Annotated in this window: 12 protein-coding genes and 1 pseudogene; 4 read left to right on the top strand and 9 right to left on the bottom strand. The window is 65.3% G+C overall.

Annotation, left to right across the window (positions count from 1 at the left end):
- Nucleotide 1: 1 nt before the first annotated feature.
- The 4 genes and pseudogenes from glgX to G6N48_RS08850 form a co-directional block, all read right to left on the bottom strand.
- Nucleotides 2-2,194, bottom strand: coding sequence for a glycogen debranching protein GlgX (gene glgX, locus G6N48_RS08865; protein ID WP_085269550.1), 2,193 nt, complete (start codon nt 2,192-2,194; stop codon nt 2-4).
- Between the two features lie 35 nt (nt 2,195-2,229).
- Nucleotides 2,230-4,383 (bottom strand): acyltransferase family protein, encoded by a 2,154-nt coding sequence (locus tag G6N48_RS08860; protein WP_232066774.1) that lies wholly within the window; start codon nt 4,381-4,383, stop codon nt 2,230-2,232.
- A gap of 292 nt (nt 4,384-4,675) precedes the next feature.
- A pseudogene (ripD, locus tag G6N48_RS08855) lies at nt 4,676-5,344 on the bottom strand (NlpC/P60 family peptidoglycan-binding protein RipD); the annotation flags it as partial.
- A 284-nt stretch (nt 5,345-5,628) separates the two neighbouring features.
- Nucleotides 5,629-6,132, bottom strand: coding sequence for a hypothetical protein (locus G6N48_RS08850; RefSeq protein WP_232066579.1), 504 nt, complete (start codon nt 6,130-6,132; stop codon nt 5,629-5,631).
- 62 nt (nt 6,133-6,194) lie between these two features.
- On the opposite strand from G6N48_RS08850, the gene G6N48_RS08845 reads away from it, so the two are divergent.
- The 4 genes from G6N48_RS08845 (at nt 6,195) to G6N48_RS08830 (ending at nt 9,742) form a co-directional block, all read left to right on the top strand.
- Nucleotides 6,195-7,499, top strand: coding sequence for an adenosylmethionine--8-amino-7-oxononanoate transaminase (locus G6N48_RS08845; protein WP_085269547.1), 1,305 nt, complete (start codon nt 6,195-6,197; stop codon nt 7,497-7,499).
- A complete protein-coding gene (locus G6N48_RS08840) occupies nt 7,496-8,068 on the top strand; it encodes a YbjN domain-containing protein (protein ID WP_232066578.1) in 573 nt (190 codons plus the stop codon). Before G6N48_RS08845 ends, G6N48_RS08840 begins: the two co-directional genes overlap by 4 nt.
- A 241-nt stretch (nt 8,069-8,309) precedes the next feature.
- A complete protein-coding gene (locus tag G6N48_RS08835; RefSeq protein ID WP_085269545.1) occupies nt 8,310-8,780 on the top strand; it encodes a hypothetical protein in 471 nt (156 codons plus the stop codon).
- Nucleotides 8,781-9,181: 401 nt separating this feature from the next.
- Nucleotides 9,182-9,742: a PE family protein gene (locus G6N48_RS08830; RefSeq protein ID WP_161494213.1), complete on the top strand. Its 561-nt coding sequence runs from the start codon at nt 9,182-9,184 to the stop codon at nt 9,740-9,742.
- 20 nt (nt 9,743-9,762) lie between these two features.
- Here G6N48_RS08830 and G6N48_RS08825 read toward each other — a convergent pair whose 3' ends face one another.
- From G6N48_RS08825 to G6N48_RS08805, 5 genes are all read right to left on the bottom strand, one after another.
- The gene (locus tag G6N48_RS08825) at nt 9,763-12,678 is read right to left on the bottom strand and encodes an MMPL/RND family transporter (RefSeq protein ID WP_085269543.1); all 2,916 of its coding nucleotides are present in this window, start codon (nt 12,676-12,678) and stop codon (nt 9,763-9,765) included.
- Nucleotides 12,679-12,793: 115 nt separating this feature from the next.
- Nucleotides 12,794-15,682, bottom strand: a complete 2,889-nt coding sequence (locus tag G6N48_RS08820; protein WP_085269542.1) for an MMPL/RND family transporter — start codon at nt 15,680-15,682, stop codon at nt 12,794-12,796.
- Entirely contained in the window at nt 15,679-16,098 is a 420-nt protein-coding gene (locus tag G6N48_RS28175; protein ID WP_085269723.1) for an MmpS family transport accessory protein, read from the bottom strand. The genes G6N48_RS08820 and G6N48_RS28175 overlap by 4 nt, the downstream gene beginning before the upstream one ends.
- 338 nt (nt 16,099-16,436) lie before the next feature.
- Nucleotides 16,437-17,930, bottom strand: coding sequence for an MFS transporter (locus tag G6N48_RS08810; protein WP_232066773.1), 1,494 nt, complete (start codon nt 17,928-17,930; stop codon nt 16,437-16,439).
- A gap of 217 nt (nt 17,931-18,147) precedes the next feature.
- Complete coding sequence (locus tag G6N48_RS08805) at nt 18,148-19,461, bottom strand: condensation domain-containing protein (RefSeq protein WP_308205318.1); 1,314 nt, start codon at nt 19,459-19,461, stop codon at nt 18,148-18,150.
- Nucleotides 19,462-19,959: the final 498 nt, after the last annotated feature.

Here is a 19,959-nt window from a genome sequence, read left to right as displayed (position 1 = left end):
GTCACAACGTCTTACGCAGTAATAAGAGCGAACGTGACGGCACGGTGATCTCCTCTTCGGCATTGACCACCTGATCGGCGTCACCCACCGGGTTGTTGGTGTCCAGTTCCACGGTCCATTCCTGAGCATAGTCGGCGGGCGGCAAGACGAAATCCAACGGTCGCTCATCGGCGTTGAAGCACAACAGGAATGAGTCATCGGACACCCGCTCGCCGCGGGCGTTCGGCGCGGTGATGGCGTCGCCGTTGAGGAACACCGCCACGCACTTGTGCAGGCTCTTGCCCCAGTCCTCGTGCGTCATCTCCTGGCCTCCCGTCGTCAGCCAGGCGATGTCACGCACGTCGTCGCCGGTGCGGATCGGCTCGCCCTCGAAGAACCTGCGGCGCCGAAACACCGGGTGCCGCTTGCGCAGCGTGGTGACCTTGCGCGCGAACGCCAGCAGGTCCGAGTTCTTGTCGACCAAAGACCAATCCACCCAAGACAATTCGGAGTCCTGGCAGTAGACGTTGTTGTTGCCGTTCTGGGTGCGGCCGATCTCGTCGCCGTGCGCGATCATCGGCGTGCCCTGGCTGACCATCAGGGTCGCCCAGAAGTTGCGCATCTGCCGGCTCCGCAGCGCCAGGATGTCGGGGTCGTCGGTGGGTCCCTCGACGCCGCAGTTCCACGACCGGTTGTGGCTTTCCCCGTCGCGGTTGTCCTCGCCGTTGGCCATGTTGTGCTTCTCGTTGTAGGAGACGAGGTCGTTGAGGGTGAAGCCGTCGTGTGCGGTGACGAAGTTGATGCTGGCACTGGGGCGCCGACCGGTCGCCTCGTACAGGTCCGACGACCCGGTCAGCCGGGACGCGAACTCGCCGAGTGTTGCGGGCTCGCCCCGCCAGTAGTCACGCACAGTATCGCGATACTTCCCGTTCCACTCGGTCCACAAACCCGGGAAGTTCCCCACCTGGTAGCCGCCCTCGCCGACGTCCCACGGTTCGGCGATCAGCTTCACCTGGCTGATCACCGGATCCTGCTGCACCAGATCGAAGAACGCGCTCAGCCGGTCGACGTCGTGCAGCTCGCGGGCCAGCGTGGCGGCCAGGTCGAAGCGGAACCCGTCGACGTGCATCTCGAGCACCCAGTAGCGCAGCGAATCCATGATCAGCTGCAGGACGTGCGGGTGGCGGGGGTTGAGGCTGTTACCGGTGCCCGTGTAGTCCTTGTACAGTCGCAGGTCGGTGTCGACGAGCCGGTAATAGGCGGCGTTGTCGATGCCGCGGAAGTTGATGGTGGGGCCGAGGTGGTTGCCCTCAGCGGTGTGGTTGTAGACCACGTCGAGGATGACCTCGATGCCGGCCTCGTGGAAGCTGCGCACCATCGACTTGAACTCGGGAACGCTGGACTTACGGTTGGCCGCATACGAGTTGTGCGGGGCGAAATAGCCAAAGGTGTTGTAGCCCCAGTAGTTTCGCAACCCCAGATCAAGCAGCCGCGAATCGTGCATGAATTGGTGCACCGGCATCAGCTCGATGGCGGTGACGTTGAGCGACTTGAGGTGGTCGATGACCACCGGGTGGGCCAGCCCCGCGTAGGTGCCGCGTAGTTCCTCGGGGATGCCGGGATGGTTCTGGGTCATGCCCTTGACGTGGGCCTCGTAGATGACGGTCTCGTGGTAGGGCGTGTTGGGCGATCGGTCGAAGGCCCAGTCGAAGAAGGGATTGATGACGACGCTGGTCATGGTGTGGCCCAGCGAGTCGACCATGGGCGGGGTGCCGGGGTCGGCCGTGTCAGCGCTGTCCGGGTTGACCGCCTCGAGGTCGTAGGAGTACAGGGCCTGGCTGAAGTCGAAATCGCCGTGGAAGGCCTTGCCGTACGGATCGAGCAGGAGCTTGCTCGGGTCGCAGCGGTGGCCGGCCCGGGGGTCGAAGGGACCGTACACGCGAAACCCGTAGCGCTGACCGGGCGTGATGTTAGGCAGATACGCGTGCCAGACGAATCCGTCGACCTCCTCGATGGGGATACGCGACTCGCCGCCGCTGTCGTCGATCAGGCACAGCTCGACCTTCTCGGCGATCTCGGAGAACAGCGAGAAGTTGGTGCCGGCCCCGTCGTAGGAGGACCCGAGCGGGTAGGGCGTGCCCGGCCATACCTTCGCCAGCTTGGGTCGTTGACTACCGGCAGCGCCTGCGCCCGATGCAGGATTGTTGTTCGGCATCACACGACCTTATCGGCGCCCGGCGAACGCGAAGCTCACCACCAGCCGGTGACGGCGGCGATCTGACGGCCCAGTTCGGTGGTCATGGTCCGCACGTAGGTGGGGGACAGGTGGTGGGCGCCGTGATAGATCAGCACGTTGCCCTCGACCGCGCGGCAGAAGTCGGGACGGCAAATCGCGTCGGACATGTCGAGCGGCTTGAGCAGCGGGAACTGGCCGACGAAATCGAGCGTGGGATTGCGGTCGGCCAGCACGTCGGAACGCTTGACCCCACAGGACTGCGCGTCACCGCCCTTGGCCAGGCAGTCGGCGGGGTCCAGCGGCTTGCCGTGTTCGACCAGCCACGGGGTGTCACGCATGGCGAGGATCGGAATGTTGTTGTCGGACAACGTCTGCCAAATGCCGATATAGGTCGCCGGCATCACGTCGCCGGGTTTGATGTTCCACGGTCGGGTCGACGTCGTGAAGACATAGTCGGGCCGGTCCTCGACGAGCTTGGCCATGGTGCGCTGGACCCACTCGCGGCACTGCGGGTAGGCGGCGTTGTTGCCCATGATCAGGGGGACTTCCTCGGTGGACAGCGGGCAGCCCATCTTCAGATACGTCACGACCTTGAAGTGGTGCATGGTGCCGAGCGCGTCCAGCGCGGGCAGCCAGTGTTCGGCGTGCGACCCGCCGGCCAGGGCGACGGTGCGGGTGGCGCTCAGGTCCCCGTAACTGCAGTTGACCACCGTCGGATTGACGAAGTCGCTGATGCAGCCGTCGCGCGTGGAGGCGGGCAGGTCGTCCTTGACCTCGAGGACCGTAGGCCGCATCGGCAGCTTGGGCACCCGCACGTGCTCGGTCAGCGCGCGGGCGCCCGGGTAGTCCTGCGGGTTGAGCACGCTGAGTTCCTTGCCGGCGGCACGCAGGACCGTGACGTGCTCACGCCACGTGAACGAGGTCGCCGTGAGCGTGACGCCGAGCAGGATGATCGTCGAGCCCAGGGCCATCGTGGGCCTGGGCACCCGCGCCGACCACGGGACCGCCGGGGGCGCCGGCTTCGCCGAGACGCGGTAGCGCAACGGGTTCTCGACATGCTTGGTGGTCAGGTGGGCCAGCACGCCGGACACCAGCAGCAGGGCCGTGCCCTCGACGAAGTCGGCGTGCCGGTGGCCGGTGTAGGAGAGCCAGAAGATCAGCAAGGGCCAGTGCCACAGGTAGAGCGAGTACGCCATCGCGCCCAGGGCGACCAGCGGCTTGGCGGCCAACAGCCGGTTGGGCAGCGGCATCTGTGCGCCCGAGCCGCCCAGGTTGGCCCCGGCGAGAATCATCAGCATGCTCGCCCCGACCGGCACCAGCGTCCACGGTCCGGGGAATTCGCGCACCCCGTCGATCAGCGCCCCGCAGGACAAGATGACGGCCAGCGCCGCGGTCGCCAGCACCGTGCGCAGCCGCGCAGACCAGCGAACGGACGGCACCAGCGCACCGACCAGCGCGCCCAGCAGCAGCTCCCAGCCCCGCGCGAAGCTGTTGTAGTAGGCGGTCGCCTGGTTGACCTGGTGCGCGACTATCGCATACCCGAACGACGCCACCGTGAGCACCGAGAGGACCACCAGGAACAGCGTGCGCAACCGGGCGCGTGACCGCTGCCGGACCAGGTGGGCGCACCCGGCCACCAGCAGCAGGAAGGCGACGTAGAACTGGCCCTGCACCGACATCGACCAGATGTGCTGCAACGGGCTGACGGCCTCGCCGGCCCGCAGATAGTCCGATGCGGTGTTGGCGAGCTCCCAGTTCTGGTAGTACCCGAGGCTGGCCAGGCTCTGGTCGGCGAAGGTCTCCCAGCGGGTCTGCGGTTGCACCACGATGGTGAGCACCGCGCACCCCGCGAGCACCACGACCAGCGCCGGAACCAGCCGCCGCACCAGCCGGATCACCTCGGTCACCACGGACAGCGAGACGGCCGGGTCGAGGGCGGCGCGCAGGATCTTGCCGCCGAAGAAGAAGCCCGACAGCGCCAGGAAGACATCCACCCCGCCGGAGACCCGGCCGAACCAGACGTGGAACATGGCCACCAGCGCGATGGCGATGCCACGCAGACCGTCGAGGTCGTGGCGGTAGAAACTGGTCGCCGAGGCCTCCTTGACCGGCGCAGACGCCCGCGCCGCAACGGCGGCCGGTGGGTGCGGCGGTGTCAGCAGGCTCAGCATGATTCATGCCAATTTACCCAAAACCGCCACTCGCTCCCGACCGCTGGCGCCCTGGGCGCGGCGTTAGTCGGCTCACTGTGGATCAGTGCCGACGACGGGAGACGAGTGGCGGTGGGCAGGCCCGCGGCCGGGGAATCTAGCGCGTCGCCGTGGCGGTCGCCGGCTGCAACGGCGACTGCTGCGCGGGAAGTGGCTGCGGCGGCCCCTGTTGGGTGGGCAGCTGCTGGAACGGGGCCTGCTGGGCGGGGACCTGCGTCAGCGGGGCCTGCTGGGCCGGGACCTGCGTCAGCGGGGCCTGCGGGGCGGGGGCCTGCTGGGCGGGGACCTGCGTCAGCGGGGCCTGCGGGGTGGGGGCCTGCTGGGCGGGGACCTGCGTCAGCGGGGCCTGCTGGGCCGGCGCCGGGGTCGGCAGTTGTTGCGCCGGGGCCTGCTGGAACGGTGATTGCTGGCCCGGCGCCGGCTGGGTTCCCAGGACCCGTACCAGGTACGGCGTCATGCCGTTGCTGCGCACGGGGGAGACCTGAACGACGTCGCCCACCTCGAGCATCTGGTTGTTGCCCAGGTACATCGCGACGCTCTGCGAGCCTTCGGGACCGTAGAAGATCAGGTCACCCTTGCGCGCCTGCTGTGGCAGCACCTTCTGGCCCACCCGGTAGATCTGCGCGGAGGACCGCGGCAGCTTGATTCCCGCGCCGGCGTAGGCGTACTGCATCAGGCCCGACGCGTCGAACCCGACGGTGTTGATCCCCGTGCCGGTGCCGCGGGTGGGGCCGTTGATGCCGCCGCCGGCCCAGGAGAACGGCACGCCGCGCATCGAGAGGCCACGTGCGACCACCACGTCGGTGGCCTGTTGGTAGTCCATCGCCCGCGCACCTGGGTCGGCCGCGGCCAGCGCGACGGTAGGCAACGGTGCCACCAGCAGCGCGACACCGACCACCAAGGCGTAGATGCGGTTCATGTGGGTTCCTTTCGTCGACCCGTGTTGCATGGCCCGCGCGAAAGCCCCGTCGTCGGGGCCTCTACGTCGTGCCATGACGCCTGGGGTGAACCAGCACCTTGTCGGGGCGTATTCACACCAGTCACTACAGACACTTTTACAACACCGCGGGGCGCGGTAAAACGCCTGATCAGGCCGCCAGGGGATTTTTTGTCGTAACGTGACCGGACGGTGACTGACGAGCCGAAAACCGCATGCGCGGTTGTGATTTGGGTCTCAAACTCGTCGGCCTGCGCCGGCGCCGGTCAGATCCAGTAGCGCGCGCTGAACATCGTCAGGATGGAACCGGCGACCGAGCTCACCATGATGAGCGCCAGCGACAGCACCGGCCAGAAGGACATGTACCAGCCCTTCAACAGGGATACCAGCGGACCTACGACCGCCGCGGCGATCGCCGCGCCGATGCCGCCCCAAACCACCGGGTGGATGTAGTAGTCGACCCCGAACGGCACCGGCCCGCACTCCTCGCCCTCGCAGACGTTGCGCAGGAAGCCGAACAACCGGGCCGGCCACGTCGTCTCCGTGGCGAGCAGCAGGAGCAGGATCAGCAAGACCGCGGTGCAGGTGACGTCCCAGGCGGCCAGCCGCAGGCGCAGCACGTGGGGGACGTAACCCTGGGAGCCGGCGGGCGCCCCGGGCGGCGCGGCCGGGTTGGCCGGCCGCGCGTCATCGAGGTCCGGCGGATAATCGATGGCATCTATCGTGTGCGGGTCGACCCGGGTGTCGTCGGGCTGATGCGGGGTAACCATTTCGTCCCATGCTCCACGATGGCCGGGGATTTTGCGACCCGACTGTTCTACCCTCGTTCTCTATGCCTGCGGCCAGGGCCGGGTTGACGCCCGAGCAGATCAGCGCGATCGACGCCGCCCACCTGTGGCATCCCTACAGCACCGTCGGCGGTGAGGCCGTGCCGCCCCTGGTCGCGGTCGGCGCCAGCGGCGCGTGGCTGACGGTGGTCCGCGACGGGGCGCCGATGCAGGTGCTCGACGCCATGGCCTCGTGGTGGACGGCCATCCACGGCCACGGCCACCCGGTGCTCGACGCGGCGGTGTCCGACCAGCTGGGCGCCATGAACCACGTCATGTTCGGCGGCCTGACCCACGAGCCGGCGGCCCGCCTTGCGCAACTTCTGGTCGAGATCACCCCGCCAGGGTTGGAGACCGTGTTCTTCAGCGACTCCGGTTCGGTGTCGGTGGAGGTCGCGGTGAAGATGGCGTTGCAGTACTGGCGCGGCCGCGGCCGCCCCGGCAAGCACCGGCTGATGACGTGGCGGGGCGGCTATCACGGCGACACGTTCACGCCGATGAGCATCTGCGATCCGGACGGCGGCATGCACTCGCTGTGGACCGACATTCTGGCCCGCCAGGTGTTCGCCCCCGCGGTGCCGCGAGACTACGACCCCACCTATGCGGCGGCGTTCGAGGCGCAACTCGCCGAGCACGCGGGCGAACTGGCCGCCGTCGTCGTCGAGCCCGTGGTGCAGGGCGCCGGTGGGATGCGCTTCCACGACGCCCGATACCTGCGCGACGTGCGCGAGGCGTGCCGACGGCACGACGTTCTGCTGGTGTTCGACGAGATCGCCACCGGCTTCGGGCGCACCGGCGAACTGTTCGCCGCCGACCATGCGGGGGTCAGCCCGGACATCATGTGCGTCGGCAAGGCGCTCACCGGCGGCTACCTCAGCATGGCCGCGACCCTGTGCACCGCGGAGATCGCGCACACCATCAGCGCCGGCGAGGCCGGTGCGCTCATGCATGGCCCCACGTTCATGGCGAATGCACTGGCCTGCGCGGTCTCGGTGGCCAGCGTCGAGGTGCTGTTGGGTCAGGATTGGCGATCGCGTGTCGCGGCGATAGGCGCCGGATTAGAGCGGGGTCTCGCACCCGCGCGGTCGCTGCCCGGCGTGGTCGATGTGCGGGTGTGTGGCGCCATCGGCGTCATCGAGTGCGACCGGCCCGTCGATCTGGCCGCCGCGACCCCTGTGGCGCTCGACGGCGGGGTGTGGCTGCGGCCGTTCCGTAACCTCGTTTATGCGATGCCGCCCTACATCTGCTCGGGCGAGGAGATCGCCCAGATAACGGCGGCAATGGTCGACGTCGCGCGGAATGTGGGGTGAACCGCACCTTTGTGCTCAGCAAATTCTTATCAGATTCTTTAGCGAGCGCTGGCGCGGCTCAAAGCGACTGCAAAGTAGCCCGCCGCACCATTGAACTCATGACGAGCAAGCCGATGTGCGCCGGCCTGATCGAGCGCTACATGTCCACCTGCGGGCTGCGGTATGTGCGGGGCGAGCACGAGGGCGAATACTTCGGTGTCGCCAGCGTGCGCGCCAGGCGGTTGCACGTGCACCTCGAACTCTCTGCATCGTTCGGTGACGTGTTGATCATGCACGTCACTCCCGCTTGCACGTTCCCGGTGGCCGACCGTGCGCGGCTGGCGCGCTTCGCGGACGCATGGAATCGTCAGGACCACCACGTCACCGCGATCGTGCACGATTGCTCCGATGCCCGGCGCATCGGGATCTGCGCCCGCAGGTCCGGGTGGATCCGCGACGACCTGTCGCTCGAAGAGTTCGCCTCGGCGGCCGACAGCACCGTTGCCGACGCGATCGACCTTTTTGCCGAGCTGATCTCTATCATCGAAATACCCTCTGCTGCACACCCTTTGCTGCGCGACGCTGGCTGAGCCAACGGCATGGTCCTGGCCGCGGCGGTCTTCGGCAATACGAATTGCTCTGCCGCGCAACAGATCTCCGCGAATCTGTTGCTTGTGGAAATCAGTCCGGCCCGCCTCGAGCTTCACCCAATTCCGTTCGTGGTCCAATAGTTTGGAAATCCCCGATTTGGGCTACATGCAGTTTGATGAACATGTCATGTAAATTGCGATTTTCGGCACAACGCCGCGCATTCGGTTCAGCATCGACCTCATGACGAGTCAATCGGCCTGCGCCAGGCTGATCGAACGCTACGTGGCCGCGAGCGGGCTGCGTTTCGTCCGTGGTGAGCATGAATGCGAATACTTCGGCGCCACCGGAACGCGCCGCGGCCGGCTGCACGTCCATCTCGAAATGTCGCCGTCGTTCGACGACGTGTTCACCATTCAGGTCACTCCTGCGGGTTTCTTCTCCGTTGCCGACGGCGTTTGGCTGACGAACTTCGCCGACACCTGGAATCACCAGAACCGAGGAGTGACGGCGCTCGTGCATGTCTGGTCTGACCCGCCTCGCATCGGTATCTCGGCGCGCAGATCCCGCTGGGTCCCCGACGGCTTGTCTTTCGACGAATTCGCTTCCTTCGCAGACGGTTCCATCGCAGACGCGATCGAGTTCTTCGCGGAGTTGGCACCCGTCACCGAGTCGCCTTCGGTCACCCGCCGGTTGCTGCGCGACGCCCGCTGAGCTTCGGTTGTCGCCGACGCGCGACGCACTTCCCGGCATTCCGGTGCAGTAGGGCATTCTGTTGGCCCGCCGAGCCGGCGCCGGGGCGCGCATTGTCGATTTCGCGCGCAAAATGGACCCGCGACGGATGTGTGCATTAACCGGCGGGGAACGCGAGCCACCGCCTTTAGCGTGAGTTGTTTCTGTGCTTTCGGTGACGTTTCGTGCCCGTGGTGCCATTGGGGCGCAACCCAACCCGGGCCCAAGTCGGCCAATCCGCTCAAGTTTGCGGAATCGCCATCTTCAATACCAAGCGTCTTCTAAAGTGATAGTTCAGAGACTACAGTCCTGAGGAGCGCGGCGGCCTGTGTGATGCTTCTGCTTTGCGGCCGCGTCAAGTATGGCCGGGTTGGAGGATGTATATGTCGAACGTCATTGCGGTGCCCGACTTCATTGCGGCCGCGGCGACGGACGTGGCGACTGTTGCGTCGTCTGTCAACGCGGCGCACATGGCGGCGGCGGCACCGACAGTTGCGGTAATGCCCGCCGCCGCCGACGAAGTGTCGGCGGGCATTGCGAGCCTCTTCTCCAAATTCGGCGAGACCTATCAAGCGACCGCCGGCCAGGTGGCGGCCTTTCCGGCGCAATTCGCGCAGAATCTCACCGCCAGTGCGGGCTCATACGTGGCGGCCGAGGCCGCCAACATCGGATCCCTGCTATCGGGCGTCGGCTCGTCTGTCGGTGCCGCCGCCGCCGCGGTTCCGGCCCAGGTGTCGGATATGTTGAGCACCACGTGGAATACGATCGTCGGCAGCCTGACCTTTGTCTGGAATGCGCTGAATATTCTCGGCGGGCTCGCCTATATTGTTGCGTATTTAAATTTGCTTTTAGCTTGGTTGGTATTGAATCTCGTACTTCTCTTGGCACAGAGCGAGATCGGCAGCATGTTCGGTGTGCTGATCCCGTTGGCGCTCCCCATCTGATCGCGAACAGGTCGGCGCGGCTAGACAGACACAATAGGGATTTCGACCGTGGCCGCGTCGTCGCCGGGGTGTGTGTCCCGCTCCAGCAGCGAACGCACCAGCGGTCGCGGTCCCGAAGATCGGAGCATGTGACTGGCCGGGCGCGGGCGGACTATCTGCGGCCACCAGAACCAGCGTCCGAGCAGCGCGGCGATGGACGGCGTCATGAACGAGCGCACCACCAACGTGTCGAACAGCAGGCCCAAACCGATCGTGGTGCCGACCTGGCCGATGATCCGCAGATCGCTGGCCGCCATCGCCGACATCGTGAATGCGAACACCAGGCCCGCGTTGGTCACGACCTTGCCGGTGCCGCCCATGGCGCGGATGATGCCGGTGTTAATCCCGGCCGCTATCTCTTCTTTCATCCGCGACACCAGGAGCAGGTTGTAGTCGGAACCCACCGCGAGAAGGATGATCACGGACATGGGCAGCACCATCCAGTGCAATTTCATGCCGATGATGTACTGCCAGATCAGCACGGACAGCCCGAATGACGCTCCCAGCGACAGCGCGACGGTACCCACGATGACAAGGGCGGCGACGAAGCTGCGCGTGATGATGAGCATGATGATGAAAATGAGGCACAGTGCCCCGATGCCGGCGATGTACAGGTCGTATCTGGAGCCGTCGCGGAAGTCCTTGAAGGTGGACGCGGTGCCGGCGATGTAGATCTTCGCGTCCTCGAGAGGCGTGGTCTTCAGCGCCTCCTCCGCGGCCGTCTTTATGCGGTCGATGCGCGCTATGCCCTCCGGCGTAGCGGGGTCGCCCTGGTGCGAGATGATGAAACGCGCCGCATGGCCGTCCGGAGACAGGAATGAGTTCAGCGCGCGCTGGAAGTCGGGGTTCTGGAATACCTCGGGCGGCAGATAGAACGAATCGTCATTCTTGGAGGCGTCGAACGCCTGTCCCATGGCCATGGCATTGTCGTTGTTCTCGTCCAGCTGGCCGAAAGACCCCGCCATGGTGCTGTGCATCGTCAGCATCATGGTGCGCATCGACTCCATGATCGCAATCATCCGCGGGAACTGCTCGAGGAGTTGGGGCAGGAGCTCGCCCATCCTTTCCAGATCATGAACCAGATCATGCATTTTGTCGCTGAGGGAGTCGACACCGTCGAGTAGGTCGAAAATCGACCTCAGCGTGAAGCATATCGGGATGTCGTAGCAGTGCTTCTCCCAGTAGAAATAGCTTCTTATCGGCCTCCAGAAGTCTTCGAAATCCGAGATGTTGTAGCTCAGCTCGTCCACGATCTTCACCATCTCTTTAGTCTCGCCGAGCGATCGGAGGGTGATGTCCGTGAGCTTTTTCTGCAATTCGTACATCCGCTTCATCAGCGCGATTTGTCGAGCCAGGTTTTCGGTCATCTTCATCATGTCGTCTATGCGGTTCTTCATGTACTTCATGCTTTGAAGCTGGGCCGCATTCTGGAGGCTGATCAAAAAAGGTATCGACGTGTGCTCGATCGGAGTGCCCTCGGGCCGGGTGATGCCCTGCACTCGAGAGATCCCCGGTACGGCAAAGATTTTCTTGGCCAACTTATGCAGTATGAGAAAATCCGCCGGGTTGCGCAGGTCGTGGTCCGATTCGATTACGAGGATCTCCGGCATCATTCGCGCCTGGGAGAAGTGCCGGTCGGCGGAGGCGAAGCCCACGTTGGCCGGGATGTCCTTGGGAATATAGAGTCGATCGTTGTAGCTCGTCTTGTAGCCCGGCAGCGTGACCAGGCCGATCAGCGCGACCGCCATTGTCGCGGCCAGAATCGGCCCGGGCCAGCGGACGATCGCCGTGCCGACCCGTCGCCACCGGCGGAACCCAATCCTGCGCCTCGGGTCCAGCAGTCCGAAGCGGCTTCCCACCGCGATGACCGCCGGAACCAGCGTGAGCGCGATGACGCCCGCCACCACCATGCCCACGGCGCAGGGCACGCCTATCGTCTGGAAGATCGGCATCCGGGTGAAACTCAGGCACAGCATCGCCCCGGCGATGGTCAACCCCGATCCCAGGACGACGGGGGCGACCCCCCGGTAGGTGCTGTAGTAGGCCGTCTGCGGATCCTCGCCCGCCTGCCGCGCCTCCTGGTATCGCCCGAAAAAGAAGATGCCGTAATCGGTTCCCGCCGCCATCGCGAGGGCGACCAGCAGGTTGATCGAGAACGTCGAGAGGACGACGATGTTGCGGTCACCGAGGAACGCGACGATCCCGCGGGCCGCGAAAAGTTCGACACCGACCGTGAGCAGCAACAGGATCACGGTGACCACGGAGCGGTAGACGAACATCAGCACGGCGAAGATGATGACGGCCCCGATCAGCGTCAACTTCAGGATGGAGCGGTCGCCACTGCGCTGCATGTCGGCGACCAGGGCCGAGGGGCCGGTGACGTGCACCTCGACCCCGGGAGGCGGCGGCAGGCTGCTGACGATGTTGCGGACCGCCGCCACCGACTCCTGCCCCAGCGTGGTGCCCTGGTTGCCGGCGAGGTTCAGTTGGACGTACACGGCCTTGCCGTCGGGACTCTTCGCCCCCGCCGCCGTGAGCCGGTCGCCCCACAAATCCTGCACGTGCTCGATATGCGTTCGGTCGCTGCGTAACCGACGAATCAACGTGTCGTAGTACGCGTGGGCGTCATCGCCGAGCGGTTGCTGCCCCTCGAGGACGATCATCGCGAAACTGTCCGAATCGGATTCCTTGAAGACCTTCCCCATGCGCGTCATCGCCTGCACCGACGGCGCATCCCGGGGGCTCATCGGAACGGAGTGGTCGCGGCCGACCGTCTCGAGCCACGGAACGCCGAAACTCACCGTCAGCGTCAGGGCCACCCACGCCACGATGATGAGCGGCGAGAGGCTGCGGATGGTCCGCGCGATGCGGGGAGGGCAAGGCTGCTCGATGTTCATGCGGCCCTCAACGGGCAGGCGGCAGCTGCGCGCGCCCCACGCGACGTCGCTTCGCCGTCACGCAGCGTCACAATGCTTTCCACAGTTGCCCGATCCGTCCCGAACAGTTCGCCGCTCAGCCTTGCTGTCTCAGCATCAAGGCGCGCACAACGGGACGGGGACCGGTCGGCCGGAGCATCGAGCTGGCCGGCCGTGGGCGAACTCGTTGCGGCCACCAGAACCACCGCCCCAGCAGCGCCGCGATAGACGGCGTCATGAATGCCCGAACCACCAGCGTGTCGAACAACAAACCCAGGCCGATCGTCAAGCCCACCTGCCCGATGCTGGCCAGGTCGCTGACCATCATCGAGCCCATGGTGAACGCGAAGACCAATCCGGCGTTGGTGACGACCTTGCCGGTGCCGCCCATCGCGCGCACCAGGCCGGTGTTCAGACCGGCGCCTATTTCCTCTTTCATCCGGGCAACCAGCAGCAGGTTGTAGTCGGACCCCACCGCCAAGAGCACGATCAGCGACATCACCAGCACTGCCCAGTGGATCTGCGTACCCAGCAGGTACTGCCAGACGAACACCGACAAACCGAAAGACGCGCCGAGCGAAACCAGCACCGTGCCGACGATGACCAGGGCGGCGATGAAGCTGCCGGTGATGATCAACATGACCGCGAAGATGAGGCACAGCGCGGCGATGACCGCGATCGCGAGGTCGTAGGTGGACCCCTGCACCACGTCTTTGACCAGCGCCGCGGTGCCCGCGAGGTATATCTTGGAGTCCTCCAGGGGGGTCCCCTTGAGCGCTTCCGCCGCCGCGCTCTTGATCGGGTCCACCCTCGAAATGCCCTCGGGCGACGCGGGATCGCCCTTCTGCGAGATGAGCATCCGGGCGTTCTTCCCGTCGGGCGACAGGAAGATCTTTATGACCCGTTTGAAGTCGGCGTTCTTGAAGACGTCCGGCGGAATGTAAAAGCTGTCGTCGTTCTTCGCGGTGTCGAACGCCTTCCCCATGGCGGTCGAGTTGCTGCTGTTGTCGTCCATCTGTCCGAAGACCCCGGACATCGTGCTGTGCATCGTGAACATCATGGTTCGCATGCTCTGCATGATCTCGATCATCTCGGGGAACTGGAGGAGCAGCTGCGGCATGATCGCATCTAATTGATCGAGGTCTCCGACCAGGTCGCGCAGTTTGTCGGTGACCAGGTCCACGCCGTCGAGAGTGTCGAAAATGGATCGTATGGAAAAGCAGATCGGGATGTCGAAGCAGTGCTTTTCCCAATAGAAGTAGCTGCGGATCGGTCGCCAGAAATCTTCGAAATCCGCGATGTGATCCCGCAAATCGTTGGTGATCTCCTGCATCTCGTGCGTTTTGGTCACCATGCGGTGCGTCGTCGCGGCCATTTGCTGGAGTAGGCCGTACATGTGCTCCATGATGTTGATCGTCTCGGTCATCATCTCGGCCTGTTTGAGCATGTCGTTCATGCGTAGCTTCTGGAAATGCATGAACTGTTGCTGACCGGCTTGTTGCATGCTGAGCAGATACGGAATGGTGGTGTGCGCGATCGGCGTTCCCTCGGGCCTGGTGACGGCCTGCACCTTGGAGATGCCCGGAACGGCGAGGACCGCCTTGGCCAGTTTCTCCAAGATCAGGAAGTCCGCGGGATTGCGCAAGTCGTGGTCGGCTTCGATCAGCAGGAGTTCGGGCGACATCATCGCCGATGGCGGGAAGTGCCGGCCGGCGGCCGCCAAGCCCTGGTTGCCCGGAATGTCTTTGGGGATGTATTTCTGGTCGTTGTAGCTCGGTTTGTATCCGGGCAGCGTCAGCAGCCCGAGCATGGCCACAGCCAGAGACGCGACGAGGATCGGGGCGGGCCACCGGACGATCGCGGTGCCTATTCTGCGCCACCCCCGGACCTTGAGCACCCGCTTGGGTTCGAACAGCCCGATTCGGCTGCCGACGGCGATGACCGCCGGGACGAGGGTGAGCGCGATCGCAACGGCGACGAGGATCCCGACCGCACACGGGATGGCCATGGCGTGGAACAACGGCAACCGGGTGAACACGAGGCAGAAGACGGCTCCCGCGATCGTCAGGCCGGACCCCAGCACCACCTTGGCGACGCCGCGGTAGGTGGTGTAGAAAGCCGCTTCCCGGCTCTCGCCAGCCTGGCGCGCCTCCTGGTATCGGCCGATGAAGAAGATGCCGTAGTCGGTACCGGTCGCGATGCACAACGAGACGAGCAAGTTGGCGGCGAAGGTGGTGAGCCCGATGATCTCGTGGTGGCCGAGGAATGCGACTGTTCCCCGCGCCACCTGGAGTTCGATGCCGACTATCACCAGCAACAGAAACACGGTGACTATCGAGCGATAGACGAGGAGCAAGGTGAGGAAGATGACCGCGACGCTCACCAGCGTGACCGTGACGATCGTCCGGTCACCACTGCGGTTCATATCTGCCGAAATTGCCGCCGGTCCGGTGACGTAGGCCTTGACACCCGGGGGGGCCGGCGTCCTCGCGACGATGTGCTGAACCGCTTCGATGGATTCGTTCGCCAAGCTCTGGCCGGGATTGCCTGCGAGCGTCAATTGCACGTAGGCGGCTTTGCCGTCTGCGCTTTGCGCGGCGCCCCGGGTGAGTTCGTCGCCCCAGAAATTCTGGATGTGCTGCACGTGCTTGGGGTCGTTCTTCAGCTGCAGGATCAAGTTGTTGTAGTAGTTGTGCGCGGCGTCCCCGAGGGGTTGCTGCCCCTCCAGCACGATCATCGCCACGCTGCCCGAGCTGGATTGATCGGTCTGCTTGAAGTCCTCGTTCATGCGATTCGCCGCTTTGAAAGCCGGCGCATCGGTCGGATTCAGCGACACCGAGTGTTCCTTCTCGACCAACTCCAGCGAGGGAACGCCGACGGTGACGATCACCATGATCGCCAGCCACCCCAGGATGATGAGCACCGAGAACCGCTGGATCGTCCGCGCCACGAACGGTCGGGTGTTCTCGAGTTGGTGGTTGCTCATGCGGCCTTCAGCATGCAGGAGGCGAAGGCGCTCACCTCGTGGGTGACCTTCTCGGCCTTCAACACCCCGTCCACCCAGATGCGGCAACCGATGCTGTCGCTGTCTCCCTGCGCTGCGATGCTCCCGATGGCGGCCGCCGCGGTGATCGGGAACTCCAACGACCACGGCAGCGTCACGCCGTCAGCGTGCTCGGGGTCACCGTCGGCGCCGAAGTAGCTGATCTCGGCCACGGTTCCCGGCGGCCCGAAGATCTCGTACCTGAGGTGCTTGGGATTGAACGGTTTGGTGTTGTCGGCTTTGGTGTCGGAATAGGTCATTGGTTTGTCGGAGCCGAAGATGCCGTGCAGCCGCGACACCGCCACTCCGCCGGCGCCGATCACCGCGAGCACGACCAAAGGAATCCACAAGCGTTTCAGGGCTCTGAAAATGGCGGGTCCTAAAGTTCGGCGGCGGCTTTCAGATCCGCGCGGTGGCCGGGACGCACCGGCAGGTTGTCGAATAGGCCTCAGGAGTTTGGGTCGGCTGCCCACCGATTGGCCATCGGCCTGATCGCCGGCGACGGTGCTTTCGGATTGAACTAGCTCAGCACCGCGCACACTGCCTTCGACCACAGGTTCCACCCTAGACAACACGAGTCCAATAACGGAGCAAACCATAGTGTAGGGCAGAAGCAATCGTTCGTGATTTGGGAATGTTTTCAGCGGGTTTTACGGCCGCTGGACCCGAGACCACTGCAGGCGAATTGAGCACTTGGCTACCGGCCCTCGACGTCGAGGGCCGTCTTGACTTCTTGGGCGCGTGCCACCTGTTGAGCGGTGTAGCCGATGAGTAGCGCGACCGCGCCGATGAGGGTGACCACCCCTCCCAAGCACACCCAGCCGTAGGTGAAGCCGTTTTCCAGCGCGTGCATCTGGGCGCCGTTGACGGCCTTCACCGGCCCGCGGCTGCCACCCGCGCGAAGTGTGCGCGCCGTGATGGCGGCCTGGATGACGGCGAGCACCAGCGGCCCGGCGAGGCTCCGCAGCATCACCGCGATCGCCGAGATGGGGCCCAGTTCGTCGACGCGCACGCTCGCGATCAGGGCGAGGCCCAAGGGGACGTTGATCATGCCGAGCCCGATACCTGCGACGACGATCGGCAGCGCAAGATTGGGAAAATAAGGGGCGCCGCGGCTGAGCGTGGATCCGCATGAGATGGCGCCCAACAGGACGATGCCGCCGGTGATCACCAACGCGCGAGGCGGGAATCGAGTCACCAACCGGGAGGCCACGCCCGCACCGACGGCTGTGGCGAACGCGAACGGGACGAACGCGATGGCTGCGTGCATCGGTCCATATCCCATGACGTTCTGCACATACAGCGCGATCAGCACGGCCATCGTGAACGTCACCCCGCCGGTGAGAAACGTGGCCGCGAACGTGGCCAACCGGTTGCGGTCGAAGAACAGCGTCAGCGGCACGATGGGGTTCTCGGCCGTCCGCTCGACGAGGATGAACGCCGCGAACGCCGCGACCGTCACCAGACCCGAACCCAGGGTGACGGTCGACAGCCAGCCCTTCTCCGGACCCGTCGACAAGCCGAATATCGCGGCGGTGCAGGCCAGGGTGGCCAGCACACCGCCGGCGGCGTCGAGCTTCATCCGCTTTTTGTTCGTTTCCCGCAACGCGGTAGCGGCCAGGTAGATCACCACCAGTCCGATCGGTACGTTCACCAGGAACGCCAGGCGCCACGAGACCTCGGCGAGTGCCCCGCCCGCGACAAGGCCGACCACCGACCCGACGCTGGAGATCGCGCCGAACACCGCCACCGCGGTGTTGCGCGTCGGCCCCTTGGGAAACGTCGTGGCCACCAGCGCCATAGCGGTCGGTGCCACGAAGGCGGCCGCGACGCCCTTCAGCAGGCGGGCCGCCACCAGCACACCGCCGTCCCAGGCGACGCCGCACATCGCCGAGGTGAAGGTGAACAGCGCGGCGCCGAGGATCAAAGTGCGCTTGTGGCCGATGGTGTCACCGATACGGCCGCCCAAGAGCATGAGGCCGCCGGAGGCCAGCACGTAGATGGTGATCACCCAGCTCCGCATCGCATCCGACAAGCCCAGCTCGTTTTGGATCTTCGGGAGCGCGAAGATGACGACGGTGCCGTCGATCATCGCCAGCAGCTGGATGCCGCTGAGAGCGCTGATCACCGCGACGAAGTGGCGGGTCGACGGGCGCTCCTCGGAGGTTGTCAGGTCATGAGGCGAAGCGATCGGTTCTGCGGGCGCAGGGTCGCTGATTCCGTGCGTTGTCTCGTTCAATGCGCAGTGGCCGCCCTTGCGTCGTTGAATCCGTCGCAGCGGAACGTCGTCCCGTCCGTCTAACAGACACAAGTCTAATAACGGTTGCCAACCCTAATCGACGACGTCCGGCCCGTCCGGGTTTGGGCCAACACCGGTGTCCGCGCAGCCGCGGCCCGCCGCGTCCAGGTCAGTCGATCTCGCCGGTCAGGCCGAACTCGGCCAGTGCGCGCGCACACAGCTCGCGCAGGGCGGCCTTGGTGTTCTGGGCTCCCGGCTGATACGCGAGGACGGTCATGGCGACCTTGCCGACCCCGGACGCGCGCAGCGACAGCACCTGAAGTTGGCCACCTATTTGCTCGAGCCACTGTCGCGTCACGCCTTGTCGCGTTCCTCGCGCATACGGGTAGTCGCAGTCGGTGCCGTCGAGGCGGGTGGTCGGGCCGAGCTCACCGAGGTTGGAGCACACCACGGGGTGATCAGGGTCGGTGTTGGCGGTGTCGACCAGCCGTTTCCACGTCCGCTTCGACGTGAACGGGGTCAGCGCGGCGACCAGCGAGGAGTTGTCCGGCGTTTCTCGCAGGCTCGTCAGTGCCTGCTTGATCGCCACTCGCGCCTCGCTGAGATCCGTCGTTGCCCGTGTCGGGTCGATGTTGACGCGGACGAACGTCACCGCGAGCGCACGAGTATCGCCCTCGCCACGGTTGTTCACGAGGAGTTGTACGGTGACGTCGCCGTCCTTGCCGTGCCGGAAGCCCAGATGTTCCCCGAGTTTCGCGGTGAACCCGGCGGTCAGGGTGCTGCTGGTGCCGCCAAGTGCCCTCGCGCGGGCGTCCCATTCGCCCATATCCATGTAGATGGCGACACCGGGAACCACGATCAGGTCGCCGCCGCCGTCCCCGGTTACGGCGGCGGGTCGCTTGTCGGTCGACACGAGGTCGCGGTTGCTGCGGGCCATTCGCGCCCCCGCGACCAGCGCCCGGGCCACCTCGGGGGCGGCCCGGACTGTCTCGCCCGCGTCCTCGATGACCGCGCGCAGCCGGCTGCGGGAATGCGGCGGCGGGTACCCGAGGTCGCGGGTGAGGCCCATGAGCGCTTCGGTCACCGCGATGATTCCGCCGACGCCGTCGCACACGTAGTGCGACATCACCAAGCTGACCGCCATCGAGCCGTCCGTCAGGGGCAGCACGCCGAAATGCCAGCTGGGACCGGTTTCGGGATCAACGGGAATTTGTGACCGTTCGTCAAGCCAGTCGCTGAGCTCGGACCGCGGGCGTGGACACGCGGCGACGTCGATGTCCGACGGCGCCCTGTCGAATACCCACCGATGCCGGCCGAACGGCAGCGGTGACCGCTCGATCCGCCGGCCGAACAGCGTGTAACCGAGATTCCGGTGCAGTCGTTCGACCGCCTTCATGTCGACGGCGCGCTCATACAGCCACATCACCTGCATGACCTCCGTCTGGCCGGCAGCGCAATGCCCGGCGTAGAACGCCTGGTCCAACAGCGCCAGCCTATTGTCCGGCTTCGCTTCGCCGTTGGGTGTGTGGCCGTCGGCAGTTGTGCGTGCGCGAGGAATCCGGATCGCCACCGATTAGCCTCCGGCCTTCAATGAAGGGAACCAATTCATCGCATCAGGTTAGCCAAGGCACTTGCACTTGGCCCAGCCTTTCCGAAGCCGCCTGCGGCCGCCCGGGATTCCGCACATATTCGCGAAGAAAGCCTTTGCGCCGGTGCTCTTTTGGACCGGTATGCCCACCGACATGTATTCACATCTGCGGCCGAGCCGGGGATTCGGGGACGGGGTTGTCGCGTTGACGGTGTCGACGGCGGGGGACGACGCGGGCACTGCGCTGGGGACAGTTGAGCTGAGCCCAGGCCAATGCAGTGTTCAACGTGGGCCATTATCTCGAACCAGAGCGATCCGCCCGAGGTTGACCTTATTGTGTGGTCGTGGCCGAGAGTCGACTTCCAGTTCCGCACCACGCCGGGGGACCTTCTT

This window comes from Mycobacterium parmense, from assembly GCF_010730575.1.
Classification (GTDB): domain Bacteria; phylum Actinomycetota; class Actinomycetes; order Mycobacteriales; family Mycobacteriaceae; genus Mycobacterium; species Mycobacterium parmense.
This window is presented reverse-complemented; position numbering and strand designations above follow the sequence as displayed.

What these genes read in the sequence shown, in the direction of transcription:
- glgX (WP_085269550.1), bottom strand. Translation starts at nt 2,194, where the DNA reads ATGCCGAACAACAATCCTGCATCGGGCGCAGGCGCTGCCGGTAGTCAA.
- G6N48_RS08850 (WP_232066579.1), bottom strand. Translation starts at nt 6,132, where the DNA reads ATGGTTACCCCGCATCAGCCCGACGACACCCGGGTCGACCCGCACACG.
- G6N48_RS08845 (WP_085269547.1), top strand. Translation starts at nt 6,195, where the DNA reads ATGCCTGCGGCCAGGGCCGGGTTGACGCCCGAGCAGATCAGCGCGATC.
- G6N48_RS08835 (WP_085269545.1), top strand. Translation starts at nt 8,310, where the DNA reads ATGACGAGTCAATCGGCCTGCGCCAGGCTGATCGAACGCTACGTGGCC.
- G6N48_RS08830 (WP_161494213.1), top strand. Translation starts at nt 9,182, where the DNA reads ATGTCGAACGTCATTGCGGTGCCCGACTTCATTGCGGCCGCGGCGACG.
- G6N48_RS08825 (WP_085269543.1), bottom strand. Translation starts at nt 12,678, where the DNA reads ATGAACATCGAGCAGCCTTGCCCTCCCCGCATCGCGCGGACCATCCGC.
- G6N48_RS08820 (WP_085269542.1), bottom strand. Translation starts at nt 15,682, where the DNA reads ATGAGCAACCACCAACTCGAGAACACCCGACCGTTCGTGGCGCGGACG.